Source organism: Rhizobium atlanticum, from assembly GCF_030182485.1.
Lineage (GTDB): Bacteria > Pseudomonadota > Alphaproteobacteria > Rhizobiales > Rhizobiaceae > Rhizobium.
In genome coordinates this window covers 28,471-54,171 of sequence record NZ_JAQJCJ010000003.1, presented here as the reverse complement: position 1 = coordinate 54,171, position 25,701 = coordinate 28,471, and the positions used below count along the sequence as shown (strand labels likewise).

Sequence of the window (25,701 nt, the reverse complement as noted above, 5' to 3'; positions counted from 1 at the left end):
AGATGTCCATTATCACCGCCGATGAACTGCATCGCACCGCCAAATATTTCATGGACAGCGGAAAGGCTGCCAGCCACGCCGAGGCGATGGCGATCCTCGGGTCTTTCAGCCTGTCTATCAGGGTCTCCGAATCTCTGGCGTTGTCTGGCTTAGAACAAACTGCTTTGTTCACTTTGGTAAACCTCGCTTCCAGGACCTTTCTTGGCGGCGTCGAAGTTGTCGACGCGCCCGACTGCGTTGCGACGTCGCCGCTTTATGCAGGCCGAAACGTTCGCGAGGTTGTCCTCGAACTCGGAGGCACGCACTCCATAGCCGGCGGTGAACGCTCGAGCTGCCCGGTCGTCCTCATCGGCGATGCCGTACGGTCGCCGAATACAGCGCCGCAATGGCGTCTGACATGGAGCGGGTGGCGCGGGGGCGTGGTGATGGAGGGGCAGAAGCGGCTCGACGAGCGGCGGGCGATCAGCCTTGCACCAGTGCTCGCGTCAGCGGTATGCGCGGCGGAAGCATTCGCTTTCTTTTCGAAAACGCATGCGCTTGCGGGACGACGATCCGCAGGTTTGTCCTTATGGAATCCCGATGCCGATTGGTGCTTCGAAGGCGACGAACCCGAACTGGCCTACCTTCCCGCCTCGCTTTGGCTGATCGGTCTCGGCAATCTTGGGCAAGCGTATGCCTGGGCTATAGCATCACTCGATTTCGATGGCGCACATAAGGCAAGACTGATGCTTCAAGACATCGACAAGATAGGTGTCTCCAATTACAGCACTTCGCTTCTGTCGTTTCCCAACGATGTAGGAGCGAGGAAAACACGCGTCATGGCAAGATGGCTCGAGGAACGTGGTTTCGAAACCATGCTCGAAGAACGCCTATTCGGTGATTGGAGCCGGCGCACAATATCGGAACCAGGCGTCGCGTTGTGCGGCGTTGATAACGCCGAGGCTCGTTCTGCTCTCGACAAGGCCGGTTTCGGACTTGTTGTAGAAGCCGGCCTTGGTGCAGGCCTCGATTCCTTTCAAAGCATTGCTGTTCATACGTTTCCCGCATCAAGAAGTTCGGGATTGATTTGGGGTCGGCAAATCGGTCAGTCGAATCCATCCTTTCGGGATGCGCCGGCCTATGCCGCGCTTACCAAAGATGGGATGGACGATTGTGGGCTTGTTCACCTGGCAACTCGCACGATCGCCGTACCGTTTGTCGGACTGATAGCGGGGTGTCTTGCTGTCTCTGAGGTGCTTCGTCGGTTGCATTCCGGCCGCGCGGTAGAAGTATTGTCTGTCTCGACACTTGCTCTTGCCGACGTTGAGACGGTCTGGTCGACGGATGCAGAACCATATGCTTTTGGTTTTGTTCATTGCCGGCGTGCTGCGCAAGGAACGCGTTAAATGGATACTCCCGCTGGTTGAACGGCAGGCAACCGCATCGCGAGCCGCCGTCACTTCGCGGAGGTAATCAGTAGAGGAAACATTGAAAGAAATTGCCGCGCCTCGAAATGGACGCGAAATGCTTATGGACTTTGCGATCATTCGCAACGGATTCGCTTCCTGGCGATTTCGAACGCCCTGAGTGGCGCAGCACTGTATCGAGATGCGTGCCCCGAATTTCGAGGCTCTCGTACGAGCGCTCTTCGATTCGCGTTCGTGAAGCAGTCGGCAGTTCGATTCCGTTCAACCGAATGCTCGCTTTGCCTCTTTATCTTCATTGTCCTAGGTAGAGAGATGACTTCCACAAGCGCTTGATACAATAGAAATGGCGTGATGCGTGGCCCTGCAAAAACCTCTTAAAATTCTTCTCCAACCAAAACAAACATCTTCTTAAAGTTGAGAAACGCCGCTAGTCTCTCCCTCTAGGGGGACAGCGATGCAGGTTTTCGAAAATAGTAACGCCGAGGAACAGGCAACCGATAGATCCGACAATCCTGCGATTGTTGTCGATGTTGCGGCCAGCTTCACCTACGCATCTTACCAAAATGCCATTCCGGTCATCCGATCGATCTTGATTGAGAATAATACTGATAGGCATTTTGAAAACTGCCGCCTCGATTTGACGTCTTCGCCTTCGTTCCTAAGACCGAAGTCGTGGATAGTTGATCGTCTGATGCCGGGCGATCGACTCCCTCTGGCCGATCGAAAAGTCGAATTCGACCCCGGCTATCTGTCAGGCCTTAATGAGGCAGAGCGCGGTGAGATCACGCTACGCCTGTCCAGGGATGGAGAGATTCTGGACGAACGACGCCTTCCCGTCAGACTGCTTGCGCGAGACGAATGGGGAGGCGTTGCAGATATGGTGCAACTGCTACCAGCCTTCGTTATGCCGAACGATCCGGGAGTTGCCCAAATCCTGCGGATGGCCGCGGAAAGGCTAGCTGCACACGGTCAGCCGGGAGGATTGGACGGCTATCAGTCGCACGATCCTAAGCGGGCCTACATGATCACCGCAGCTATCTATTCAGCCGTTGCCGGGATGGGGTTGCACTACGCAGAGCCGCCGGCAAGTTTTGAAAGTCGCGGCCAGAAGATTCGGCGTCCCAGCAAAATTGCCGAGGAGCGGCTGGCGACCTGCCTTGACATTACCCTTCTTTTTGCCGCCGGGCTGGAAGCCGCCGGATTGCATCCGGTCGTCTTGATGTTCGATGGGCATGCGGCAGTTGGTGTATGGCTGTCCAAGAGAACTTTCGCCCATGCGATCGAGACGGATCATATGGAGGTCCGAAAGGCCGTGGCATCGCGCGAGTTGATGGCTTTTGAATCGACCGGCGTAACGCATCGCCCTGCCATGACCTTGGAAAGTGCACAGCGAGCCTTAGACAGACGTCTCGGAGAAGGCGAGGCTCACGCATTCGTCGCGGCGATCGATGTCAGGCGATCGAGAAGCGGCGGGGTCATGCCACTCGCCTCACATGAGCCGATCCGGCGCAATGTCCTCGATGACGAAATATCACCCGTCGCAGATCTACCACTTCCCTCAGCCCCCAGTTTTGGCGAGTTACCGGCTGACATCATCGAGGTCAAACCGACCACCGCCGCCGGCCGCATCGACCGATGGCAGAAGAAGCTGTTGGATCTCACCCTTCGCAACCGGCTCCTCAACTTTCCCGAATCGAGGAAGACGATTCCGTTTCTTTGTACCGACGTTGCCTATCTCGAAGACCGACTCGCGAATGGCGCTGCAGTACGGATCATTTCGTTGCCCGAACAGAACCCACTCGGTGAACGGGACGCGGCGCTCTATCGTGACGTGCACGGCCGCGATCTTCAGCGCAATTTTGCTGCCGAAGCTCTACTGAGAGACGAACTTCCGTCGCCACTGGACACTCAACAGCTCGAGGCTCGATTGATCGACCTGTACAGGCAGGTTCGTAATGATTTTGCCGAGGGCGGAGCAAACACCCTCTTTCTTGCCGTTGGCTTCCTGCGGTGGAAGAAGAAACCGGAGGATGAGCGCAGTTATCGGGCGCCGCTTCTATTGGTTCCGGTGAAGCTTGAGCGCCGCAGCGCCAGTTCGCGCTTCACGATGCGCTTTCATGAGGATGAGCCGCGCTTCAATGCGACCCTTTTGCAATTTCTGGAACGGGATTTCGACCTGACGCTTCCCCAGTTCAGTGGCGATCTGCCGCTCGATGACAATGGGGTCGATGTGCCACGTCTTCTCGCTATGATGCGGCAGGCGGTCCGGGACGTGCCCGGTATGGAGGTTGTGGACGAGACAGCGTTGTCGACCTTCTCCTTTGCGAAATTCCTCATGTGGAAGGACCTCGTCGAACGCACCGAGGCGCTTCGCGAGAACCGGGTGGTCCGCCATCTGATCGACACCCCCGAGGAAGCCTTCCAAGAAGGCGGCGGACTATCGGCGTTTCGCGATGAACGTGAGCTCGATCATGCGTATGCGCCGGCAGACATAATTTGCCTTCTTCCTTCAGATTCATCGCAGACAGCGGCAAGCCTCGCGGCTGCCGAGGGGCGGGATTTCGTCATTGTCGGTCCTCCCGGTACGGGCAAGAGTCAGACCATCGCAAACATGATCGCGAACTGCCTTGCGGTGGGGAAGACGGTCCTGTTCGTCGCTGAAAAGACGGCTGCGCTCGACGTTGTCTATCGTCGGTTACGCACGCATGGCCTCGGAGATCATTGCATCGAATTGCACTCGCACAAGGCTGATCGCCGACATTTCCTTGGACAGCTCAAGGCAGCCTGGGAGCATGGTGGTCGGACCGATGCGTCTGAGTGGGTCGCGATCAACGAGCGTCTTCGATTGCGCCGCGACGAGCTCAACGCTTACGTCGAGGCTTTGCACAATCGTTATCCGAACGGGTGGACGCCTTATCTGGCATTAGGAATCGCTCTCAAGGCTGTGGACGCTCCGGCACCAAGTTTGTCATGGTTGGAACGGGACGCTCATGACGCGCAGACGCTACGCGAGCTTGAAGATCTTGCGGGCGAACTCGGCCTCGTCTTCGCATCGGTCGAGCGGCAGCCAGCACTAGACCTTATCAGGGTTGGCGAATGGAGTTCCGGCTGGCAGGATGGGTTGTTAGCGTCCGCACAATCATTGCAGAACGCGATCGATCTGTTGGCCAGCTCAATCGATGGGTATTTTGTGAGGATCGGCCTGAAGCCGCGGGAACGGTTGTCACAAGCCGAACTCCAGGGATTGGAAGGTCTTGCGCGAGCACTACAGAAAAGCCGAGGTCGCGACATCACGATCGTATTCGATCGGGATTTCGCGCGATGCGCCGAAGCGCTAGAAAGTCTTGGACATTCTATCGAGGCCTATCGCGACGCAGAGCGCGGACTCGCTGCATCTTATGGCACCTCCGCCATCCGCGACCTCGATCCGGACGTGCTGGATCGCCAATGGCGAGAGGCAAACGCTTCGTTTTGGCCGAACGCGATGCTTGGCAAGCGCAAAATTCAAAAGCTGCTGCAAAGTTATGCCGATAAAGGTACCGCGGAGCCGGAGCGGGACCTCCCACTGTTGCGCCGCATGAAGGACTGCCTGTCGGCGATCGACCAGAATCTATTGAACGGAAAATCTTTGCCAATACGCGGCCTGGATACAGATGTCGGAGCCATAGCGCAAATTCTCGAACTGGCGCGAGAGTTTCGTGCCACCATGCCGGTTCCGGGACGTGATCAGGAGGAGATACGATCGGCGCTCCGCATCATCGCGCCATCACTCCAAGCCGCGGTTGAAAGCGATGGTGTCCGGCAGGCGGGAGAGAGGCTTCTCGCCGCAGTCGAAGGCTTTAAAGAAGCGCGACAGCGCTTCAGCACGATTGCAGGCTGGGACGGCTTCGTTGAGAACGACGTGGTCGACCTTACGACGCTTAGGGACAAACTTGATGCTCTCATCAGCGCAAGACATCTGCTTCGCGATTGGTCAGCATGGTGCCGGATCAGAAGCCGGGCAATGCACGGGAACCTGTCCTCTCTGGTCGAACAGATTGAGAATGGTGTGATCCGACCCGATGAAGCGCGAGCTGCATTTCGCCTTGGGTACGCCAGGTGGTGGCTCCCGAAGGTTCTCGACGCCGATCCTGTTCTGCGGAATTTCCGGCGTTTCCAGCACGAAAACGCAATCCGTGAATTTCGGGAAATCGATGATCTCGTCCGATCACACGCTACCTCGCGTGTCATCAGCGTGATCGCTCACGGATTACCGCCCGTGCAGAGCGTTCCACGCAATTCGGAACTCGGCCTGCTGCGCTACCAGATGGAGTTACAGCGGCCGAGCCAGTCGATACGAGACATGATCGGCAAGATGCCGCAGAACTTTTCAAAGCTCGCACCCTGTATGCTTATGTCGCCGCTCTCCATTGCTCAGTATCTCCCGCCAAACCAGGCGTTGTTTGATGTTGTGATCTTCGATGAGGCGTCGCAGATAACAACCTGGGATGCTGTTGGCGCGATCGCGCGGGCTCGCCAGACTATTATTGTCGGGGATCCGAAGCAATTGCCGCCGACGAACTTCTTCGGGCGCAACGAGGAAGAGGAGGAAGTCGCCGATCACGAGAAGGATCTGGAGAGCATTCTTGACGAGACGAAGGCTGCTGGTATTCCGGTCCGCGATTTACGATGGCACTACCGCAGTCGAAGCGAATCTCTGATCGCTTTCTCTAATTACTACTACTACCAGAACCGTCTGGTGACGTTTCCGTCGCCCGCCGTCGAAGACCGTGCCGTGCATCTTCGCAAGGTACCTAACGGCATTTATGACCGCGGGAAAAGCCGAACCAACCGGATCGAGGCAGAGGCTGTCGCGAAAGAAGCCGTTTCCCGGATGAAGGCGTGGCTGAAACTGCCTGAAAAGGATCGCCCGACGCTTGGGGTGATCACCTTCAACGCGCAGCAGCAGTCGCTGATCCTCGATCTCCTTGACGCCGCTCGCCGGGACCATCAGGAGCTCGAGTGGTTCTTTGCCGAGGAACGGGTCGAGCCCACGATCGTCAAAAACTTGGAGAACGTTCAGGGCGACGAGCGAGATGTTATCCTTTTTTCGATCACGTTTTGGAAGGACGCCGCCGGCAAGCTGACGATGGACTTCGGCGCGCTCAACCGTGACGGAGGCGAGCGCCGCCTCAATGTTGCTGTGACGCGTGCGCGGCAGGAACTCATCGTCTTCTCGGGTTTTACGGCTGACCAAATCGACCCGACCCGCACCAAGGCGCTCGCCGTACAACATCTGAAGACATTCCTCGACTATGCCGAGCGTGGCGCAATCGCCCTGCCGGCCCAGGATATCGGTTCTGTCGGCAGTTTCGACTCCCCCTTCGAGGAGGCCGTCGCTGCGCAATTGGAGCGGCGCGGCTGGCGAGTCGTGCCGCAGGTTGGGATTTCCGGATTTCGGATCGATTTCGGTATCCGCCATCCGGATCTGGCTGGTAGCTATCTGGCGGGCGTGGAGTGCGATGGCGCCACCTACCACGGATCGGCCACCGCCAGGGACCGCGACAAGGTCCGTGAACAGGTGTTGAGAGACCTTGGCTGGAACATATTGCGAGTCTGGTCGACCGATTGGTGGTTCGATGCAACAGGCTGCGCTGAGCGACTCCATGCCAGCCTCGAAGTCCTCCTGGAGGAGAGCAGGGCGCGCCGTGCTACGGAAACGGAGGACACCGCGACCCGTTGGAATATGGGGCACGAGGAGGGGATTGACGAACTTCATGACGACGAAGCCGCCTCTCCTGTCGAGCAGGCTACGTTGCCTCCAGCGATCGTCGAGACCGAACTCGTCTCTGCGGAGACGCCGCCCTCTTCAAGCATGTTTGAATCGGTGGAAACGCAAACACCTGCCGCTTCGGTCCGCGACGAAGCATCGGATGGACTGCGATATCGTGTCACTGATCTGTCCAGCTTCCGAGCCGATCCCGATCAGTTCTTCGAATTCGGCTATAGAGATACCTTGCGAGGTATGATCGAAGTGGTCATCGAAACCGAAAGCCCGGTACGCGCAGACATATTAGCCCAGCGGATTTCGCGGGCGCATGGCTGGTTGCGTACCGGTGAACGAATCCGAGAGAGGATCGACCTTCATCTCCGCGGTCTCCACACGACCAAGGAATCGAGCGGCGAATTTGTCTGGAAAGCCGGAGCCGTTTCCGAAATTATTCCATACCGGCAACCAGCCAACGAGGATGCACGCAGATCGATCGCCGATATCCCGCTTGCGGAACTTGCTTTTGTGGTACTCGACAATCCCGACTTACAGGACCAATTAGATCCGGCGCGAGATCTGGCTCGGCTGCTTGGTGTCGAGCGTCTTGCCGCTGTCTCCCGCGCACGCCTTGACGAAGCCATTGCGAGAGCCCGGCAGCATATGTCAACCACCCATTCATTCGAGTAGCCATGTTCCGATTTATCCATTCGAGCGACCTCCATCTCGGCAAGCGGTTCGGCAATTTCTCGGGTGACTTGCCCAGTCGACTGCGCGAGGCAAGACACGCAGTTATTGCGCGCCTCGCTCAGCACGCCCGCGAGCAGGGCGCCACCACCATTCTGCTCGCCGGCGATACATTCGATACCGAGACGCCCGCGCCGGACGTGCGGAGACAGGCTCTCGCGGAGATGCGGCACCACGCGCCGATCCGGTGGGTAATTCTGCCCGGCAACCACGATTCGCTGCAGGCAACGCAGCTTTGGACAACGCTGAATGCAGAAGTGCCGGAAAATGTCGTGCTCGCGGTTGAGTCCCGACCGGTCGAGTTGGCGAGGGACGTCATTCTATTGCCGGCCCCTTGCACCACACGCCGCCCTGGCCGGGATTTGACCGAATGGATGGAGAGCGAAGCAACGCCTGAGGGGACGCTCCGCATCGGGCTTGCCCATGGCGCAATTCAGAGTTTCTCAGAAGAGGCAATCGCCTCGGATGTTATTGCGGCGGACCGGGCACGGCGAGCCGGCCTGGACTATCTGGCCCTTGGCGATTGGCACGGCGCGGTCGAGGTCGATCAGCGAACCTATTACTGCGGTACGCCTGAACCCGACCGTTTCAAACACCAACGTCCAGGCACCGCGTTTCTTGTTAGCATTGCCGGCCCCTCCGCCCAGCCCGAGGTAACGCCGTTGCCGACGGAGAGCTTTGCCTGGCGCAGGCTGGATCTCCACCTTCTCGAAGGCGACGATCCCGTCTCGGCCTTAGAAACGCTCCTGCCGGATTCCAGGCATCGAAGGATGACACTTGCCCGCGTGGTGGCGACAGGCCGCAGTCGTCTGGCGGGGCGGGCGGCGTTGGCGGCTGCGGCCGAGAGACTGTTGCCGGATTTCGCATTCCTCGAGTTGGATGACATTGGTATTGCGACGGAGTGCGAGGTCGAAGACCTTGAGCAGATAGATCGCGGAGGCGCGCTTCGCGAGGCCGCAAATGCGTTACGTGCCGAGGCCGACGACGAGAGTCGTGCATCGTCTCAACGTGAGATCGCACGGGCGGCGCTGGTACGCCTTTATTCTTACGCACAGGCGATCACACCATGAAAATATCGGCACTACGCTTGTTCAACGTGAAGCGGTTTGCTGGTCGCGGTGTTGCCATTGACGGTATTGGCGATGGCGTTAACGTCCTTTGCGCTGCCAACGAGTTTGGCAAGTCGACCAGCTTTGAAGCGCTGCACGCACTCTTCTTCCAACCACATTCTGGCACTCCCGCGGATGTTCAAAGATTGCGGCCCTACAGCGGTGGCAATCCATTGCTCGAAGCTGACATCTCTACAGCGGAAGGCCGCTTTCGGATTACCAAGCAATACTTTGGCGGCCGATCCGCACGCGTTACCGATCTTGGGACCGGTCGGCTATTGGCCCAGGCGGACGAGGCCGAAAACTTTATTACTAGTCTAATCAGAGGGGGTACCGCCGGGCCAGCCGGTCTCCTTTGGGTGCGCCAGGGGATTACTGGGATCGAAAAGCGAACCCGCTCAGAAGAAGATGGTGAAAAGCAGGTCCGACAGAGCTTGCTCGAATCCGTGCAGGGCGAGGTTGAGGCCGTTACTGGCGGGCGCAGGATGGCTGAGATCATGGCCGCCGCGAGAGATGCACTTTTGGAGATGGTCACCCCCACCGGGAGACCGAAGAATGATGGACGCTACGCCGCCGCGATCGAGGAGTGCGAAAAACTCGCTGCGGACGAGCAGAGGCTTTCAAACGAAGTCACGATTCTACGAGAGGCGTTGAACAAGCGGGCGAACGCAGCAAAGCGGCTTGCCGAGCTCGACAGTGCCGAGGACAAGGCAGAGCGGCGAAAAGCAGTCGAGAAGGCGCAGGCTGGTTTTGACGCTGCGAAGGCGCATAGGGAGAAGTTGAAGACGGCTGAAGCGGAACTAAAACTCGTTCGAGAACGACGAAGCAATGCGGAGCGGGAGCTTGAGGCGTTCTTGGCAGCCCTTGAAAAGGCAAAGGACCTGCAGGAGAGGCTAGTTGCCGCCGAGCGGCGCCGTGCCGATGCCGTGTGGAAACGCGGCGAGGCCGCGGAGGCGATCGAAAAGATTCGTGAGGACGTAGAGGCTGCTGAGACGGAAGAGCAGGAGGCACGGGATCGGCTTGCTCGGTTGGATGCGGCATTGAGGTCGCGTGAGGCAGCGGAACGCTTAACGCAATTGAAAGAACAACTGGCCCAGTCGGAGGCGGTCCGCCGGGCTCTCGAAGAGGGCGAAGCGCAACTCTCACTTCTGAAGGTTCCTCCGAATGCCATTGATGAGCTTCAAACCCTGGAAGTCGAAATTGCGAAGCTCCGCGCCGTCGATGAGGCCGCTCGTCCTTCACTTGCGATTAACTACAGTAAGGATGCGGCAGGCCTTGTGACAATGAACGGCACGCCGCTGACCGACGGGGAAGAGCGCACTTACGATGCTCAAGCGCAGCTTGAAGTGCCAGGATTTGGAACGATTACGGTACGCTCAAACCATCAGGCTGGGAGCGACCACCGCCTCGAGCAGGCCGAAGCGAAGCGGCGCACGCTACTTGCATCAATGGGTGTGGACAGCCTGGCTTCGGCACGGGCGCGGCAGGTCAGCGCGCAGCAGGTTGACGCTGAGCTGCGTGAGCTGCGGGCTCGGCTGTCGCTTCTCGCGCCGGAGGGACTGTCCAAGCTTCGAGAGGATGTTGCCTCGGACGAGTTGATTAGCGCCGAGACCGTCGAATTGAAAGAGGATCCCACGCTGGTCCGGGCAGCTCTTGTCGAAGCCGAAGAGCGGCGGAAGAAGACGCGACAGGCCTTGCGGGAGGTAGAGCCCCACCGGGCACGAGCCGACGAAGCCTTCGTCGCAGCGGAGACGGCGTTGGCCACGTTGATGGCCGAACAAGCCCAGGTCGAAGCGATCCTGGGTCCAGAAGAAGCTCGGGTTGGACGCACGCAGGCTTTATCGAATACATTGGCTGACCTTGACGTGGCACTCTCCAAGGCCGAAGCGCATATTGAGCAGCTCGGCTCTGCCGCGGTCGACCTGGACTCGGTCGAGGCCGCACTGAAGCGCGCGCTTTCAATCGAGCAAGCAACCGATAGGGAGATCAACGCGCTGCGCGAGCTCATGGCCGGCCTGAACGCCGAGATCCGTGCACAGTCAGACGAGGCGGTGGAAGAGAAATGGCGTGAGGCCGGCGAAGCTTATTCTGCCGCGAAGGCGCGTGCCGAGGCGTTCGAGAAGGAAGTCGCTGTCCTGCAGCGGTTGACTGCAGCATTGGAGACTGCCCGGTCGGAAGCCCGCGAACTTTATCTCAAGCCCGTCATGGCAGAACTGGGGCCCCTTCTCAGGCTGCTCTTCGACGACGTTTCGATTACCTTCGACGAAAAGACGCTGTTGCCTCAGACTATCCTGCGCAATGGACAGGAAGAGGAGGTCGATCGCCTGAGTGGAGGTATGCGAGAGCAGCTCTCTGTACTGACACGGCTTGCCTTTGCGAGGCTGCTCGCGCGCGATGGCCGGCCGGCGCCGGTCATCCTTGACGACGCACTCGTCTATTCGGATGACGATCGCATTGAGAAGATGTTTGACGCACTTCATCGACAGTCGAGAGATCAGCAGATCATTGTTTTTTCCTGTCGCCAACGGGCTTTTCAGAAGCTCGGGGGAAACATACTCCACATGTCAGAGTGGCAGCCGAACCTTTGATCAGCAGCTCTGAATTATAGAGTGAAAATCAATGCTTCGTTGGCGAAGCGTGTTGTTGGGCATTGGATGCCACTTGCTTATTAGCGCTTTCTGGCCTTTCTTAAATCGCGTCGGGTCTTCGAGTGGATGCCCGTTCAGCAGTCAACGCTCTGGCGTCTTTGCCCCCATCCCGGACGGCCGTGTAGTTTGAACGCTCACTGGTCTCGATTTAAGGCATGGATCGTCGGCGGCGAGGGCACGATCAATGCCGGTTCGTATCAGATCGGCACCAACATCACGTTCTTGGCGCCTACTTGTCCACTTCCTCTTCGACGACAACAACTTCAGCCGCAGCCACCTCGACGATGCGGCAAGGATTGAAGGATGTCATGGCGTTCCGGAAATCTTCTGCGTTCGGCTCATGGCCGATGGCGATCCTAAGGCTGCCATCGCAGTGTCTCACCGGCAGGACGCGCTCGACAAGGAAATCGAAGCCGTACCGATCCTCGATTGCCAGCATGCACGCTTCGAACGAGATGATGGACTCGCCTAGAGCGTCCCAGCGATCCGGCAGGTTTTCGCGAAAGGCTTGGACGAACCTCTTATCTCCGGAAAGAAGTATACGTCCTTCAGGATCGTCAATGAGGATGGCGGCCAGCACCTGTTCACCACCATCGATCCCCTCAATATCGGACATTTCTTGGAAGGCTGCAGATCCGTAGATTTGATCGAGAAGATCATCAGGCACGACGGGCACGGCGTCGACGATATCCTGCGTCCGCTGAATGCTTTCCTCGGGATCCACGTCAGCCAGCATCTGCGTGATTTTCTTGCGATTGGATCTCGCACTACTGGTCGCCGCAAGTCGGTAAGGTTGAGTCACACCCAGTGCTTCGACCGCTTCAAACCACAGATTGCAGCAGCAGAGCTTGAGGAATACGTCGCGGTCAAACAGCCCTATCACAGTGATGCACGTCCTAGAGCAGGTCGAGTTTCTCTAGGAATTCGACACTGTCGTCGCGGAGTGCGTACTCGTCGATATTGTCCCGGAGAGCATCCTTGCAGAAATCCGCAGCACTTTTGTCCTCCGATGGAATGAACTTCAGCGCTGCTTGACCGAGTGCGTAAGGCTTCTTTCCATTGATCGATGAGTTGTGGACGGCATTCAAGATCACGTATCCCGGAGCCATCCCGTTTTCCTGTCCATACTTATGCGCCACGGCAGCAAACTCCGTTGCCACGGGGAGCCTCTTACCGATAGTGACCTCTTTTCCACCTGGCGCCAGCAGATGCGTTGCAAAGCTGTTTGCTTCCTCTTCCTGCTGATCACGATCGTCGCCAGCCTTCACCTCGACCGTATCATCTACGATAGCCTGTCCCTCGCCCTCGGGGAGATGGCCTTTCGCCAAGTGGCCGATTTCATGCGCCAATACGAACAGCAGCCAATCCGGATGAGGTACCTTCTTCGTGAGGATGATCACAGGACGTCCGCTGACGAACGTGACCATGCCTTCCATCTTCCGACCTTGGACTGGTAACGAAGGCACGTAGAGAACCGGAATTCCATGCGCCCAGCACGCACAGAGAAGCATTGGCAAGTCGATCCACGACTTGTTAGAACTCCTCAGTACTTTCGCACGAAACGCATCTGCCCCTTCAGGTAGACGAGTGTATGGCTTCGTGGTTGCCTTAGCCACCAGACGCGCGCATGCCGTCGCAATACTGCGAGCTGCGATAACTTGCTCGACAGAAGTAGCAGCGTTCGTCTTGAAGCACGCGGCGGGTAGTTGCTTCGTTGTCAGATGGCCGTCTGAAGTGAGCTGGAGACCCGCATTTCGTGAAAGGAAGGTCTTGAGCTCTACGATTCCCGAACGGCTCTGGAAAGCAGAATCGATCCAGTCAGGGAGAACTTGCTTGAGAGAGTTCCACGCAACGCCGATCTCCGCAAGCTCCGCGCGGAGTTCCCGTTCAAGTTTCATAGCGGTATTTGCGATCGGACTCAGTGCGGCAGCCTCCATCGATAGCTTTACCAATACAAGTAGTATCGATAATTGTGAAGACCATATCATGAACACCCACAACCTAACTTTTCATCTCTGAAAAGCTCGAATCTCGCAGCTATCCAGGCTGGACTCGTGTCATCTGTCGGATCAGCCCCATTAATTCAGCACCGGCTCACACTTCATAGGTTAATCAAAGGAAGCAAAGATGAGACAGAAATAGCCGTTATAGTGCCTTGAAACCTATTAACGGACAGACGGCTTCAGGCCCCAAACCAGTCATCGGCAAACTGGCCAACCACTTGACGTGCCGAACAACTCAGTTTGGCTCGAAATAGCCGGGTCGTCGGTTCCAATCCCTCAAGGCGAACGAGACCAGCCCCATTCGGCGGCGCATATTGCAGCTAGCAAGATCGCCTCGATGCGATGCGCCGCGGGGATTAAAAACACAGTACTCCCATCTTGCGATATTCACCTTCGTTCTACATCGTTCCGGCGACAGCTAAGCTGCCGCTACAGTCCGATCGCGCTCCCTGAACTGGGGCGCTCGTGAAGATACCCTAAAGCGGCCAACGACTTCGCTTAGGAGACGCACCTCGTCCCACAAAGAGGCGCTCGCCGCAGTCATTTCTTCCACCATCACGGTATTTGCCTGAGTGAAGTGCTCCATCTGGTTCAACGCAGCACTTATTCCTTTCAAGCCTGAAGACTGTTCTTGAGCGGATGTCGAGATTTGCTGAACGCTGGCGTTGATATCCAAGATCTGAGTGGTGATGCGCGCCAGCGCGTCTCCGGCGCCTGCCACCCGTTCGACACCCTCTTTGACCTCGACGGCGGAAGCACCGATCAGCGCTTTGATTTCCTTTGCGGCGATCGCTGAGCGCTGAGCAAGCTCGCGCACCTCCTGAGCGACCACGGCAAATCCTTTGCCGGCCTCACCGGCGCGAGCTGCCTCTACACCGGCGTTCAAAGCCAAAAGATTTGTCTGGAAGGCAATTTCATCGATTACACCAGTAATCCGGGTGATCTCCAGCGATGAGCGGCTGATATTTTCCATAGACGAGATCGCTTGCCCTACGATCTCACCAGTGTTCTTGGCATTTTCGGTTGCGGCTCGGACACTTGTTGACGCGGAGCGTGCGTTGGTTGCGCTTGCCTGAACTTGCTCTGTCAGTTCCGTCATTCCCGCGGCGGTTTCCTCAAGTCCTGAGGCCTGCATTTCGGTTCGGCGAGAAAGATTGTCGGAGCTGCTGCTGATCGTGTCGACGCCAGCGCTGATCTGGCACACGCTATTATTTACGGTTGCGATCGTTTGCTCCAGACTTTCCAGCGCGGCATTGAAATCGAGCTGCAATTTACGGTATTCCCCGGGAAACTCCTCGGTGATCCGGCAAGTCAGGTTGCCGGCCGACAGATCGCCAAGAGCTCGGCCAACCGTGCCGACGATCCTGCGCTGCAGGTTTAGTGCATCGATACGCGCCGCCTCGGCGTCGGACCGTTCTTTTGCTGCGATTTGGCGCGTAGCTTCTGACTCGGCCTCAGTGGTCTTGGCATTGATCAGAGCTTTTCGAAGTTTCTCGAGCGCCGTCGCAGCTCCACCAATCTCGTCAGACCGTGATTGATCACTTGGCGATGCACTGAAATCTTCAATGGCCAGTCTCTCGATTGTGCCCATCAAGCGGCCAAGCGGACGCTGAATCATTGCTCTAATCGTAAGATAAAGAGTTCCGGCGATGGCCAACAACACGACTATGCCGGCGCCTACCAGCAGCGTGATTTGCTGACGCGCTGCTGAAGTTATCACTGTGGTGGGAACGTCCACGCACACCATCCAACTGGTATTGAGGCCTGGAACATGAAAAGGAAACAAGATGCGGCTGTACGATGTTTCGTCAAGTTCAACGTTCGCCACTACGACGAGTTCTTGATTAGACAACGCCTGTTGTACGTCTTCCGAACCGGGACCATCGTAAGCTTTGGTAATGAGATCGGGATTCGGGGCAACGATCCATTTCCCTGAATGAGAAATCAATCGAACGCGGCCAGAACCAAACGGCCGCAAGTCGGAGAGCTTTTTCGACAGCGCCGTAAGGTCGATGTCCGTGCCGGTAACACCGATCAACTTACCTGAAGACAGGACCGGATAAGAGATGCTGGCAAGCAAGAAGGAGCCATTCTTGTCGGTCCACACATATGGTTCCGTTAGATATCCTTTGCGCGATTTTGCTGCCACCCGATAATATTCGCCGGTGTAGTCGAGTGAGACCGGCGCCATCGATAGGCTATCTCCGCTTCGGGTCCAGGTTGGCGAAAACGCACCATCTTCGGCAGTGCCAAGCTTGGCGTCACCCTTATGCTCAGATGCCTTGCCGTCGAAGGCATTCGGCTCTTCCATGAACCAACTGCTCAGTACTATTTTTGATCGCGCGTTCGCACGAAGTATGTCGATCACCGCCGATCGATCCAGATAGTCCTTTTCTCGTCCTTGACCGATGACTTCGGCCATCGTGGCGGTGGGCGCCGCAAGCTGTCCGAGCTCGGCTGATATCTCATTTGCGACTTTGGAAGCTTCAAGCCTCGCCTGCTGAACCGTTAGTTCCGCAATGCGGTTGCCGGTTGCGTAGACCAGCAGCGTATTTGCAAGCACGAGAACCACCGTGATCGAAATGACGGTGACCCCAATGACCTTGAAGATAAGTGACTTCCTCGCGCTCTGTTTCATGTCCGACTCCCCTGCGACACCACATCGTCGGATCATAACCCGACTATATTAACGAACGATTGTTAATGTCAGCAATGACTGTGCGCACATTGGGGGGCAGCGGGCAATTTGGTCGCATCTTGGAAGCATTCTATGAACAATCGTTCATGATGTCCGATCAATGACTTGTGCGCTGGGTCATCTGCCTCGGGATAGCCAGGCTATCGCAGGATGACGCGCCGTCAGAGAACCTTCGGTCTTCCGATGAGCTGTTCAACAAACCATTCGGCTGCGACGCGACTGGAGCGCTCGAAAAGGTCGGTGTATGGCGCGAAATGACCGCCAGCCAGAACCTCCAAAGCTTTTGGCTCCCCGGCTCGGTCAAACGCGTCCAATGCAAGGTCGGTTGGGGTGAGGTGGTCGTTTTCCGCAACGATCATCAGCAGTGGCGTCGGGCTGATTAGTCTGACAAAAGCGCCGGGCTCGTTTGCCCTTGCCAATTCAAGACTCCGCAGCGTCACCTGGGGGTTCCAATTTACCGCCATTGTCCGAGAACGGCTAAAATACTCGAAGCTGTCGGCCCCGGGTAAGGCGCACGGTCCTTCGGGATCGCTCGTCACGACGTCAACATATGCGCTTCCCTTACCAAGCACCCGAGCTATACGATCGTTCGAGAGACTTTTCCTCAGTTTCGCAGCTTGCGGGGATGTCGCGCGGCGAACGGCAACTTTTGATCCACTGATTGTCGGAACCTGGGCGACCACTGCTCTTACACGCCGATCCTGAGCCGCGACCACCAGGACATGTCCGCCGCTGTAGCTCGTACCCCATAGGCCGACACGCTCTGGGTCTGGGCCGTCCAGAGTTTGGACAAAGGTTATGGCATCGCGATAGCCCCGCCGCTGTCGTTCCGGATCAACTTCGAATCGCGGTTCACCTTCGCTCTCGCCGAAGCATCCGTGATCATAAACCAGCGCTCCCAACCCATGTGCGGCAAATACCTCGGCGTATCTGTCGAGATATTGCTCTTTCACGGCCGAAAACCCGTGACTCAAGATGACCGTCGGAAATGAAGAGGCGTCTTTCCTTGGCCTATAGAACCAACCCCGTAGTCTGTCTCCCTCTGACCAGAAAGTCACGTCCTCACGCATTCTTCACTCCTTTCATGCAGATCTTGGTCCGTGGGTTGGTCATCCGCAGGCTAAAGAGCACTCACGAGTTGCGGCAGAGCCTCGAAAATATCAGCGACGAGGCCGTAATCGGCGACTTGGAAGATCGGCGCCTCCTCGTCCTTGTTGATGGCGACGATCACCTTCGAATCCTTCATGCCGGCCAGATGCTGGATGGCCCCGGAGATGCCGGCGGCGATGTAGAGATCAGGCGCCACCACCTTGCCGGTCTGGCCGACCTGCCAGTCGTTCGGGGCATAGCCGGCATCGACGGCCGCACGGCTGGCGCCGACGGCGGCGCCGAGCTTGTCGGCAACCGGCAGGATGACTTCCTTGAACTTCTCGGCCGAACCCAAGGCGCGGCCGCCGGAGATGATGATCTTGGCCGAGGTCAGTTCCGGACGCTCGGAGGCCGACAGCGCGTTGGAGACAAACGCCGAAAGATCAGAAGAAAAGGCTGCCGTTGAGATCTCCTCAACGGCAGCAGTTTGGCCTTGGGAGGCCGGGGAAAAGGAAGCCGTGCGCACAGTGATGACGTTCTTGGCATCGGTCACCTGCACGGTCTGGATGGCGTTGCCGGCATAGATCGGCCGCTTGAAGGTGTCGGGGCTGACGACCTCGATGATCTCCGAGACCTGGGCGACATCGATGAGGGCGGCGACCCGCGGCAGCACCGTCTTGCCGACCGAAGTGGCGGCCGAGACGATCGTGTCGTAGGAGCCGGCGAGCGAAACGATCAGGTCGGCCAGCGGTTCGGCCAGATTGTTGGCAAGCTCGTCGCTTTCGGCGAGCAGCACCTTGGAGACGCCGGAAAGTTTGGCCGCCGCATCGGCCGCAGCCCTGGCGCCCTTGCCGGCAACGAGAATGTGGATATCGCCGCCGATCTGGCTTGCAGCCGTCAGCGCCTTGGCGGTCTGGTCGGAAAGGCTGGCATTGTCATGATCGGCCAGAAGAAGAATGGTCATGGTGATATTCCTTTCGAACCTTAGAGCACGCCGGCTTCGTTCTTGAGCTTGTCGACCAGTTCGGCGACCGACTTGACCTTGACGCCGGCCTTGCGGCCAGACGGCTCCTCGGTCTTCAGCACCTTCAGCCGCGGCGTCGTATCGACGCCGAAGTCGGCCGGGCTCTTCTTGTCGAGCGGCTTCTTCTTCGCCTTCATGATGTTCGGCAGCGAGGCATAACGCGGTTCGTTCAGACGCAGATCGGTGGTGACGACCGCCGGCAGCTTGATCTCGATCGTCTGCAGGCCGCCATCGACCTCGCGGGTCACGGTCGCCTTGCCGTCACCAATTTCGATCTTCGAGGCGAAGGTCGCCTGGGCCGAACCCAAGAGCGCCGCCAGCATCTGGCCGGTCTGGTTCGAATCGTCGTCGATCGCCTGCTTGCCGGTGATGATCAAGCCCGGCTGTTCGGCATCGGCGACCGCCTTCAGGATCTTGGCCACAGTGAGCGGCTCGAGGGCATCGTCGGTCTCGACCAGGATCGCCCGGTCGGCGCCCATGGCAAGTGCCGTCCGCAGCGTCTCCTCGGCCTTGGCCGGGCCGATCGACACCACCACCACTTCCTCGGCCTTGCCGGCCTCCTTCAGCCGCAGCGCCTCTTCCACCGAGATCTCGTCGAACGGGTTCATCGACATCTTCACATTGGCAAGCTCGACACCCGTGCCATCCGGACGAACCCGGATCTTCACGTTGTAGTCGACAACCCGTTTCACTGTGACGAGAACTTTCACCTTCGCAGTCTCCGTTTAAATTATTTGGGAAATGGTGCGCGACGAGCCAGCTGCCTAGCACCTAGGATATGCAACGCAGGTTGCAGCCCTCAACCGGCGCTCAAATATCCAGCTGTGGAGCCTCCATCCAGCGCAATGACGGCCCCGTTCAGATAGGCTCCAGCTGTCGATGCAATGAATGCTGCCAATTCGGCAACATCCTCCGGGCGCGCAATCGTCCAAGCGGAACGCTCCTTTCGTAAAAGCCACGGTCGAGCGGGTTGTAAGCAAACAGCTGCTCCAGCATCGGAGTTTGGACGAAGCCCGGGCAGATAGCGTTGCACCGGACACCCTGCGGCCCATGGTCCAATGCCATCGACCTGATCAAGCCCACGACGCCGTGCTTGCTTGCGCAATATGCGGCATAGCCCGATGCGCCTTGCGTACCTGCGTCGGACGCAATCCCCTGTGACGACAGCGGTTTCGCGAGGTGAAGCTTTCTCGCCATCGCTCATGCTGGCGAACCGTCTGCGGTGGACAGCCATTTGGGTTCACCCGGCGTGGAACGATCCTGGCGAACCCATTGCGGTTGGCCATAAATGGATTGCCCGCCGTCGACGAGCAGCGATGCCCCCGTTATGAAACCAGCTGCTGGACTCGCCAGAAACGCGACTGCCTCAGCAATGTCCTCCGGTTTGCCCAGGCGCCCTGCCGGTGTCTCTTGTAACAGCGCATCCCGGCAGCCGGGAACATCAAGCATTGGCCGGGTCATCGCGGTTTCCACGACGCCCGGAAGGACGGAGTTGGTCCTGATACGGTAGATTCCCAGCTCCGCTGCCATGGTCCTGGTCAACATCAGCAGCGCAGCCTTTGTCGCGCTATATGCGCCGGTTTGGTCCGCGTGGAACAGAGCAAGGCAGGACGAGATCAAGGTTATGCTTCCTCCCTTGCCCCCCGCGACCATGTTGCGTGCGACGGACTGGCAGAGATGAAACGTGCCGTTGAGATTGATGTCGACATGGAGATCCCAAACCTTTCTGGAAGTTTCGAGGAAACCGCCAAATCTCGCGAAGCCGGCATTTGCGACAAAAGTTCCGATCGCGCCGAAGCGATCGCCGATCTCAGAAACGGCTTTTTCGAGCGCGTCCGGATCCGTCTGATCGGCAGCCAAGGAAAATACCCTTGCGGCGCCGGCTCGAAGCAACTTCTCCTCGATTGGACCAAATTCGGCGACATCACGATCAAGCAAGACGATATCATGCCCGTCGCGAGCAAATCGGCTGGCCAGCGCCCGCCCCATCTCGCCGCCGGCACCGCTGATCACCACGCAGGAATTGTCGTTCATGATCCCAGCTCCTTTCCCGATTGCTCGGAAGCGAGCGCTTCATTGAGCTCGGCAACAGCGGAGCGCGTCCATCTGGCGAACCCGCGTCGCGCGCCTGGCAAGGTCCATTCGAAGTTGAGGGGCGTGAGCGCCGCATGGCCCTGTGACAGCACCCAGGAATCGGATCCTGGTCGATGCTCAAAAATCGGATCGCGTTCAGGATGCGTGTCGAAAAGCAGCCATCCGGGACCGTTCTCTGTCTCGATCGAGTGGATGCGAGACGGATCCCAGACGCGGCGATCGAGACTTGCGATCTTGATCTCGCCCGCGGGCAGGGCGGGTGCATTGAAGTTCAAAACCGATCGGGGCGGAAGCTTTGACCGGTCCCGGATCATCAGCCTGGTAAGCTCCGCCATTATCTGGGCGCCGCAGCTGAAATCGTAGTCGGTCAGATCGACCAGCCGGAAACGGCCGTCCCGGGACTGCTGGGATGCGGCAAGTGCTGGAAAGCCCAACAAGGCGCCTTCGATTGCAGATCCGAGCGTGCTGGAATAGGTGGCGTCATCGCCGAGGTTCGCACCTTCGTTGATGCCGGACACAACGGCGTCGACTTCCGAAGCAAGGCCGGAAAGAACGGCGACGCGAACGCAATCGGTTGGGGTACCATTGGTGACATAAATCGGATTGACGTCGTCACCGCCGGCCTTGGTCATCGTAATCGCCTTGCGAAACGAGGCGGATCTCGATGTACCGCTGCGCGGCCCGTCGGGCGCAACCGTCAGCACCTGAAGGCCGCAGGCGATCAGCGCGTCGCGTGCCGCTGCAACTCCGGGGGATTGGTAACCATCGTCATTTGTAAGCAGGACTTTCACGTCGGCGCCTTTCCTGGAATGATCTGTTTCAAGCCGCCCGCGATAGCCTATCGGGCAGAAGCTTCACGGCATTGGGAACGCTGGCCGGCTTGCCGAGTATCGCCCACTCGGCACCAAGGGCTCCTGTCAGCGCACCGCTCGTTACTCCCGTGCCACCCATGCCGGCGACGGCGATGACGGAGGGATCAGCGGCGTAGGGGCCGATTTGGAACTCCCCGTCGGCGCTCAATGGATAGAGCCCATGCCAGCCGTTTCTGAAGCCAAGGTCGTCGATCTGCAGCCGATCGCTGACGAGTTGCGCTACCTCGAGAAAATAGTCGTCGCCATCCGGCGGGCTATAGGAGTCGGGATTGCTGACTTCATGGCCTTCGACAGAATAGTAGGTGTGAAGCCCGGCAATCAGCGAATCCTCGCCGTCTTGCCTGAAATAGATACCGGCGCCGTTCTGGCCAGGCATATAGAAGTTGCACATTGGCACAACGTAATCGAGCTTGCGCGGCAGCTTGACGATGATCACCTCGTGCACTTCTGGTTTGATAGGTGCTGCATGTCCCAGCAAATTGCCAACTTGCCCCGCCCAGGCCCCTGCGGCGTTGATCACCACGTCGCATTCGATCTTTCCGCGCGTGGTTGACAGTACATGCGTCGATCCACGCTTTTCGTAGGCAAGCACCTCTGCATTGTTCATTACCTTCGCGCCGAGATCGCGTGCTTCATCGATCAGCGCGGAGCAAAGGAGGTGTCCGTCGAGATGACCGTCGTTGACGCCGTACAGGCCGGCGACGACATCGTCGCAGCGCAGGTCGGGAACGAGAGCCTGCAGCTCCTTTTGTGACAATATCCGCGTATCGTCCGCCCCGAAGCTCTTGATCGTTGCGAGTGCGGATTCCAGTTTGGGGATGTCCGCTTCCGTTGTTGCAATGCGGATATTGCCGATGCGGGCCAGCGGCAGACCGCGGTTGCGTTCGAGCTGGAACAGAATTTCCCGCGAACGGATGCGGATCTCGATCTGCAAGGGATCGAGCGTTTGTGTGTTATAAACCCCTGCCGAGCGGCCCGAAGATCCGGAGGCCGGCGTGCCCTTTTCCAGAACGACGACGTCCTTGGCATGAAGTTGCGCGGCTCTCAGCGCGGCACCGCAGCCTGCGACCCCCGCTCCGATAATGGCGATACGTGGCGACATCGTCGTCCTCCTTCAGAACAAGGGCCGGATGGTTTCGTAGACGTAGAGCGTCGCCAGCGTTCCGCAGTCGACCGGCAAGTCGATTCCGGTAATCGCGGAAGCCTTGTCAGAGACAAGAAAGACGACCGCGTTGGCGAGCTCAGGGATCTCGACAAGCCGCTTCATGGGCACGCGCTGAAAGTCGGTCATCATGTGCTGAAGTGCCTTCTCAGACACGAATTCCTCGACCATTGGCGTGCGCGTCCAGCCCGGGCTGACTGAGTTCACCCGGATACTGTGTTGCGCGAGCTCGACCGCAGCGTTCTTCGTCAGACCGACAAGGCCCGCCTTCGCGGCGACATACGAACCCTGAGGACCGTCGTAGCCATTGGCGTCAATCGAGGCGATGTTGACCACGGAGCCGCCGCCTGTGCCGCGCATCCTGCGTGCGGCCCGCTGGGTCACCAGGAACGCTCCGGTCAGATCTGTGCCGATGGTCTTGTTCCAGCCCTCGAGCGAGATATCGAGGAAATCCGCTTCGTCAACGATGCCAGCATTGTTGACAATGATCTCCAGGCTACCATGTGCGGCCAGTACATCATCAAGCACGCGTTCGACTTCGTCGGGATTACTGACGCTTCCGATATGAACGGAAGCTCTCCCGCCGCCCGCCTGAATACGCGCGTCAACCTCCTCAAGCGGTGCCCGGCTTCGTCCCATGAGGGCCACCGTTGCACCGGCCTGAGCCAGGCCCTCCGCAATGCCGGCGCCAATTCCGCGGCCGCCACCGGTAACAAGGGCAACCTTTCCTTCAAGCTCTTGCATCATGCCACCTCCCTTTGGCCAATTTCTCCCGCCACCAGATCGCGGATTCTCAACCGTTCCGTCGGGACGCCGTCTTCAAGTCTGAAGAGAGACAAGCCGCCGCCGCCCGTGCTCACGCGTCGCAGCACTTCAAAAAAGTCGGCGGGGTGTACCACTTCCGGCGCAAAGGCGCCCCGGCGGTTGATCTTTCCATCAAGCATCAACAACGCGCCGGCTGCGGCCGGAATTCCGGTGGAATCGTCCATCCCACCGTCGCTGCCAGCTGCAAACCTCAGACCGGAGCCAGCCGTGTGCACATCAATGATCATGCCGCTGCCAATCCGTGGCGCTCCAACGCGTCTTTCCCTGTAATGGCGAAAAAGGCTGGCCGCGGGATCGGTAAGTTCTCCATTGGAACGTTGTTCATCGGCAATATGCGCGAGCGCCCAGGCAGTAATGAGTGCCTCTTCCGGATTGAGCCCGCCGAAATTGGAGGCGCGCTTGACCGGAAGAAAACGCGGCACCGTCAAGGGCTCCGGATGGGCGAGCCTGACGACCGTCTGCAGGCCGACCGGCGCCGGGAACTCGACATGCCGGCGCTCCAGGCCATCCCAGCCCGTCACTTCATGTATCGTGCCGTCCGCATCGACCAAATTGAAGCAATGCCAGAAGTGCCGGATTGCGGCTTCGGTCAGATCTGCGACGTCTACGGTCCAGTAGATGTCAACATCGTCGACTGGGCCGAGATGGTCGACAGCACTTCGGATCAGGATGTTCGTCGTTCCGGGGGAGGAGCCCATTCCGATGAGGGCGGAAATGCCGGCCTGTTTGGCGCGGGTGTCCCGCTCGAGCATCGGTAGGGTGATGTCAGCATCATCGCAGATATCGAGATAGTCAGTCCTGGTTTCGATGGCGGCGTCGAGGATGGCAAAGCCGGTCTTATAGTAAGGTCCAGCCATGTTCACCACGAGGCGGGTCGTTTCCAACAGCCTGTGCAGAGTTTCCGGTTGTTCGAGCGGATTCAGTTCCTGAACGGCGAAGCCCATCTCTTCAGTTGCAGCACGTGTCTGCGGCCGCCAGGCGCGATCGATAGCGAGCCAACCCTCAGTCGCTCCGGCGCGCGCAATCCCGCGCAACATCGCTTGTGCCTGCGACCCGCCTGCACCGATTACAATTGTCTTCCACTGACGGGCCATTAGCGGCACTCCTTCATTTTCGCGACTTCGACAAAGCCGTTGCAGTTGGGTGAACCCTCTCTTCCAAGCAAGGGCGATTGATTGGCATGCGACCAAGCTCCAGCATCGCGTAGCCTCCTTGGCGCGGGGTACGTCTGATGCGGGTCGGCGACCGTCTGGAGAAGAACAGTGGACATCGGTTCCTCCGTCAGAATAATGCGCCAGGCCTGACAAATCCCGCCTTGGAAGCGAGGTCGTCGACGGGGTTTTGGCGAATGAGAGCCTCGGCCAAGCGGATGTTGACGTCGGCATGGGAGCGATAGCTCCAACCGTCGAGGAGGGTCGTCTTGGCCGCCATGAATGGCTCCGCCATCGCAGCCCAGGCCACCTCGCGCAGCGCGTTGACGAAACGAAGGACCTGTACGCGGGCGATCTGGTTCTTATCGAGGTTCGGATCGTAGAGCCGCAGAAATGTCGTCGTTTCGTCGTCGGACATTTCCGCTTGCGAAGTTACGCTTGCGAGATCTATCGCGAGCAGGGCTTCGCCAGCGTAGTCGAAATCGACCATCTTCACGCTGTCCGAACATGCGATGAAGTTCTGCGGCACGAGATCGTTGTGGCCGAAGCCGACAGGCGCGTTCGCTCCAGCGAGAATGGATTCGAAGCGTTGGGCAATTTCCCAAAGCGCCGCGTAGGATGCTGGATAGGAGCCTCCCAGTTTGGCGGCTCCCGCCATAAAGCCTCGCAGATCGTCGAAAATGTCAAATTTTCTGGGCGAGAAGTGATGCGCGTGAAGTTGCTTCAGCGTATCGACGATCCTCGGCGCCATGGAAGGATGCCGGATGTGCTGCGGGCGCAACGTTTCCCCCTCCACGAATTCGGACATGAAATGCCCTTCGGGCAGGCATTTGGCGACTACGGCGGGCGCCAGTCCGAAACTCGCAGCCATGGCTTGTGCCTCGACAGCGGCTGTTACCGACGTGCCGGCAAACGATGCATCGGGCTCACGAATCTTCAGGGCCCATTTCCCGTCGGCGTGTCTAAGCACGAGGTTGATGTTGTTTGCGCCGCCCGGCAGGATCGAGAAACGTATGGCACCTTCGTCGGGCAGGAAGCGCCATTGATCGAGAAGATTGACAGCGGTGTTCCGCACAAGGTCGGGCACGTCGTCCTCGAATACACATCGAGCCTGAAGGTCACCGGAT

Annotated in this window: 17 protein-coding genes; 4 read left to right on the top strand and 13 right to left on the bottom strand. The window is 58.4% G+C overall.

Translation table 11 applies throughout. The annotated features are described in order from the left end of the window. The first annotated feature begins 2 nt into the window (after positions 1-2). The 4 genes from PH551_RS05460 to PH551_RS05445 all read left to right on the top strand — a co-directional run bounded on the left by PH551_RS05460 (position 3) and on the right by PH551_RS05445 (position 11,596). Complete coding sequence (locus PH551_RS05460; RefSeq protein ID WP_285192170.1) at positions 3-1,385, top strand: ThiF family adenylyltransferase; 1,383 nt, start codon at positions 3-5, stop codon at positions 1,383-1,385. A 475-nt stretch (positions 1,386-1,860) separates the two neighbouring features. Next, entirely contained in the window at positions 1,861-7,842 is a 5,982-nt protein-coding gene (locus PH551_RS05455) for a DUF3320 domain-containing protein (RefSeq protein ID WP_285192169.1), read from the top strand. A gap of 2 nt (positions 7,843-7,844) precedes the next feature. Further along, positions 7,845-8,969, top strand: a complete 1,125-nt coding sequence (locus PH551_RS05450; RefSeq protein WP_285192168.1) for a metallophosphoesterase family protein — start codon at positions 7,845-7,847, stop codon at positions 8,967-8,969. After that, entirely contained in the window at positions 8,966-11,596 is a 2,631-nt protein-coding gene (locus tag PH551_RS05445; protein ID WP_285192167.1) for an AAA family ATPase, read from the top strand. Before PH551_RS05450 ends, PH551_RS05445 begins: the two co-directional genes overlap by 4 nt. 289 nt (positions 11,597-11,885) lie before the next feature. Here the strand turns inward: PH551_RS05445 and PH551_RS05440 are convergent, their stop codons facing one another. The 13 genes from PH551_RS05440 to PH551_RS05380 form a co-directional block, all read right to left on the bottom strand. Then, positions 11,886-12,539, bottom strand: coding sequence for a hypothetical protein (locus tag PH551_RS05440; RefSeq protein ID WP_285192166.1), 654 nt, complete (start codon positions 12,537-12,539; stop codon positions 11,886-11,888). Positions 12,540-12,552: 13 nt separating this feature from the next. Continuing rightward, entirely contained in the window at positions 12,553-13,593 is a 1,041-nt protein-coding gene (locus PH551_RS05435) for an ImmA/IrrE family metallo-endopeptidase (RefSeq protein WP_285192165.1), read from the bottom strand. A gap of 484 nt (positions 13,594-14,077) precedes the next feature. Then, on the bottom strand, positions 14,078-16,297 hold the full coding sequence (locus PH551_RS05430; protein WP_285192164.1) for a methyl-accepting chemotaxis protein: 2,220 nt from the start codon (positions 16,295-16,297) through the stop codon (positions 14,078-14,080). Positions 16,298-16,518: 221 nt separating this feature from the next. Further along, positions 16,519-17,427: an alpha/beta hydrolase gene (locus PH551_RS05425; protein WP_184469858.1), complete on the bottom strand. Its 909-nt coding sequence runs from the start codon at positions 17,425-17,427 to the stop codon at positions 16,519-16,521. A 50-nt stretch (positions 17,428-17,477) separates the two neighbouring features. Further along, positions 17,478-18,410 (bottom strand): electron transfer flavoprotein subunit alpha/FixB family protein, encoded by a 933-nt coding sequence (locus tag PH551_RS05420; protein ID WP_285192163.1) that lies wholly within the window; start codon positions 18,408-18,410, stop codon positions 17,478-17,480. Between the two features lie 20 nt (positions 18,411-18,430). Then, complete coding sequence (locus PH551_RS05415) at positions 18,431-19,180, bottom strand: electron transfer flavoprotein subunit beta/FixA family protein (RefSeq protein ID WP_285192162.1); 750 nt, start codon at positions 19,178-19,180, stop codon at positions 18,431-18,433. 148 nt (positions 19,181-19,328) lie between these two features. Beyond that, complete coding sequence (locus tag PH551_RS05410; protein ID WP_285192161.1) at positions 19,329-19,667, bottom strand: SDR family NAD(P)-dependent oxidoreductase; 339 nt, start codon at positions 19,665-19,667, stop codon at positions 19,329-19,331. A 3-nt stretch (positions 19,668-19,670) separates the two neighbouring features. Next, a complete protein-coding gene (locus tag PH551_RS05405) occupies positions 19,671-20,504 on the bottom strand; it encodes an SDR family NAD(P)-dependent oxidoreductase (RefSeq protein WP_285192160.1) in 834 nt (277 codons plus the stop codon). Further along, on the bottom strand, positions 20,501-21,355 hold the full coding sequence (surE, locus tag PH551_RS05400; RefSeq protein WP_184469868.1) for a 5'/3'-nucleotidase SurE: 855 nt from the start codon (positions 21,353-21,355) through the stop codon (positions 20,501-20,503). The genes PH551_RS05405 and surE overlap by 4 nt, the downstream gene beginning before the upstream one ends. 28 nt (positions 21,356-21,383) lie before the next feature. Beyond that, positions 21,384-22,538 carry an NAD(P)/FAD-dependent oxidoreductase gene (locus tag PH551_RS05395; RefSeq protein ID WP_285192159.1) on the bottom strand — a complete coding sequence of 385 codons (1,155 nt, stop codon included), beginning with the start codon at positions 22,536-22,538 and terminating at the stop codon, positions 21,384-21,386. Between the two features lie 12 nt (positions 22,539-22,550). Continuing rightward, positions 22,551-23,345, bottom strand: coding sequence for an SDR family NAD(P)-dependent oxidoreductase (locus PH551_RS05390; RefSeq protein ID WP_285192158.1), 795 nt, complete (start codon positions 23,343-23,345; stop codon positions 22,551-22,553). Continuing rightward, positions 23,342-24,517 (bottom strand): saccharopine dehydrogenase family protein, encoded by a 1,176-nt coding sequence (locus PH551_RS05385; RefSeq protein WP_184469874.1) that lies wholly within the window; start codon positions 24,515-24,517, stop codon positions 23,342-23,344. Before PH551_RS05385 ends, PH551_RS05390 begins: the two co-directional genes overlap by 4 nt. 187 nt (positions 24,518-24,704) lie before the next feature. Further along, positions 24,705-25,661 (bottom strand): phosphotransferase, encoded by a 957-nt coding sequence (locus PH551_RS05380; protein ID WP_285192157.1) that lies wholly within the window; start codon positions 25,659-25,661, stop codon positions 24,705-24,707. Positions 25,662-25,701 lie beyond the last annotated feature (40 nt).

Bases quoted from the DNA above. Each gene is read 5' to 3' on its own strand.
- PH551_RS05460 (WP_285192170.1), top strand. From the start codon at position 3: ATGTCCATTATCACCGCCGATGAACTGCATCGCACCGCCAAATATTTC.
- PH551_RS05455 (WP_285192169.1), top strand. From the start codon at position 1,861: ATGCAGGTTTTCGAAAATAGTAACGCCGAGGAACAGGCAACCGATAGA.
- PH551_RS05450 (WP_285192168.1), top strand. From the start codon at position 7,845: ATGTTCCGATTTATCCATTCGAGCGACCTCCATCTCGGCAAGCGGTTC.
- PH551_RS05445 (WP_285192167.1), top strand. From the start codon at position 8,966: ATGAAAATATCGGCACTACGCTTGTTCAACGTGAAGCGGTTTGCTGGT.
- PH551_RS05435 (WP_285192165.1), bottom strand. From the start codon at position 13,593: ATGGAGGCTGCCGCACTGAGTCCGATCGCAAATACCGCTATGAAACTT.
- PH551_RS05430 (WP_285192164.1), bottom strand. From the start codon at position 16,297: ATGAAACAGAGCGCGAGGAAGTCACTTATCTTCAAGGTCATTGGGGTC.
- PH551_RS05425 (WP_184469858.1), bottom strand. From the start codon at position 17,427: ATGCGTGAGGACGTGACTTTCTGGTCAGAGGGAGACAGACTACGGGGT.
- PH551_RS05420 (WP_285192163.1), bottom strand. From the start codon at position 18,410: ATGACCATTCTTCTTCTGGCCGATCATGACAATGCCAGCCTTTCCGAC.
- PH551_RS05410 (WP_285192161.1), bottom strand. From the start codon at position 19,667: ATGGCGAGAAAGCTTCACCTCGCGAAACCGCTGTCGTCACAGGGGATT.
- PH551_RS05405 (WP_285192160.1), bottom strand. From the start codon at position 20,504: ATGAACGACAATTCCTGCGTGGTGATCAGCGGTGCCGGCGGCGAGATG.
- PH551_RS05395 (WP_285192159.1), bottom strand. From the start codon at position 22,538: ATGTCGCCACGTATCGCCATTATCGGAGCGGGGGTCGCAGGCTGCGGT.
- PH551_RS05390 (WP_285192158.1), bottom strand. From the start codon at position 23,345: ATGATGCAAGAGCTTGAAGGAAAGGTTGCCCTTGTTACCGGTGGCGGC.
- PH551_RS05385 (WP_184469874.1), bottom strand. From the start codon at position 24,517: ATGGCCCGTCAGTGGAAGACAATTGTAATCGGTGCAGGCGGGTCGCAG.